Origin of the sequence: Emticicia sp. (assembly GCF_049241225.1) — a bacterium.
Classification (GTDB): Bacteria; Bacteroidota; Bacteroidia; order Cytophagales; family Spirosomataceae; genus Emticicia.
The window spans coordinates 20981-22679 of sequence record NZ_JBMLRC010000098.1 but is presented as its reverse complement, the minus strand read 5'-3'; the positions used below and the strand labels follow the sequence as shown (position 1 = coordinate 22679).

At 36.4% G+C, this 1699-nt stretch carries 1 protein-coding gene and 1 pseudogene; both read left to right on the top strand.

What is annotated here, in order from left to right; translation table 11 throughout:
* Positions 1-1077, top strand: a pseudogene (locus ACOVO2_RS06005) (LmbE family protein); the annotation flags it as partial.
* Between the two features lie 167 nt (positions 1078-1244).
* On the top strand, positions 1245-1699 hold a 455-nt coding region (locus ACOVO2_RS06000; protein ID WP_421769096.1), incomplete at its 3' end, for a hypothetical protein.

The window sequence follows — 1699 nt, the reverse complement described above, 5'->3', positions numbered from 1 at the left end:
TTTACATTTCAAACCCCTCTAACCTACAAATTTGTTGAACCATCAGACGGTGAAATTTATCGCTATTTCGAGGTTCGTCCAGAAGTAACAGCAACCATTGCCGAGAAGGTATATTCATTTGGGGACAATAGCCCAAAAGATGTGGTTGTGACTTTGAAAGCGGGTAAAAAAGGAGTAACAGGTACAATTAAATTAGATGTACCAAGCACTTGGAAAGTAGAACCAGCCATCATCAATTTTGAATTAAAAGATAAATATGAAGAGAAAAAAGTAACATTCAAGGTGTTCCCGTCGGCTACGGCCTCTGAAATTACCATCAAAGCAATTGCTCAAACAACATCTGGTTCGTATGATAGAGGAATAGCCAGCATTGAATACAAGCACGTACCAACGCTTACACTTTTCCCATTTGCTGAAGCCAAAGCACTTCGCATTGACTTAAAGAAAAAAGGGAATAAGATTGGTTACATTGCAGGTGCGGGTGATGAAGTTCCTGCGGCTCTACAACAAATTGGCTATCAAGTAACGATGCTAACACCAGTTGAACTTGCCAAAGATTTAAGCCAATTCGATGCAATTATTGTTGGTGTAAGAGCCTACAACACTGAAGAACATTTGAAATATTTCCAAGAAAAACTCATGGAATATGTCAATAATGGTGGAAATGTAGTGACACAGTACCAAACCAATGCCTTTTATGGTGTTTCGAAAGTAAAAGAAATCGGGCCATTCCCAATGGGAATCGGGCGTGGTCGTGTAACAGATGAAAATGCTACAATGAAAATATTGAAACCACAACACCCATTATTGAATTCACCAAACAAAATCACAGCAAAAGACTTTGAAGGTTGGATTCAAGAACGTGGTTTGTACTTCGCCGACAAATGGAGTGATAAATACGAAACCATTTTTGCAATGAATGACGCCAACGAAACCGAACTCGAAGGCAGTGTTTTGTATGCAAAATACGGAAAAGGCAATTTTGTATTTACTGGTTTGGCTTTCTTCCGTCAGCTTCCTGCGGGCGTTCCAGGTGCTTATCGCTTGTTTGCAAATATGATTTCTGTAGGAAAATAATATTCATTTCGCAAAAAATTCACTTATCAAAGCCTAACGAAAAGCCGAGTTTAAACTCGGCTTTTTTGTTTAGTACCATTCAATAAAAATGTCTTGAATAAAAGTTAACAAAACTTTAGTTTTATGTTAATTACTTAACATTCAGCCGTTTATAACCATTTTACCTCATGAATCCTAATAACATCTCCGTCTTCTTAGATGTAGCATTATCGCTCACATTCTTTTATTTTGTATGTAGTATGTTTGTTTCTGGAATTGTAGAATTTATTCATACAATTTTTGAAAAAAGAGCAGCTTTCTTGCAAAAAGCCCTTAAAAAACTCAACGCAACCATCAACGACAAAAGTGAGTCTCTTTGGACAAAACTCAAAGACAATCCATTTATTACAAATCTTGAAGATGAAGTAGATAAAAAATGGAAGCTCTGGGGCAGAAAAATGTCTTATCTCGATTCAAGCACATTTGTGAGTGCTATCATCAATATGCTGGGAAATGTAAAAATTGATGAGAATACAACGGTCCAAAATGAATTTGCTAAAATAAAACATCAAATTGAAGCCTTTGATGCTGGTAGCTTTCAACAAATCTTAAAAACACTTGCTCAAGAATCAGACAGTTTAAA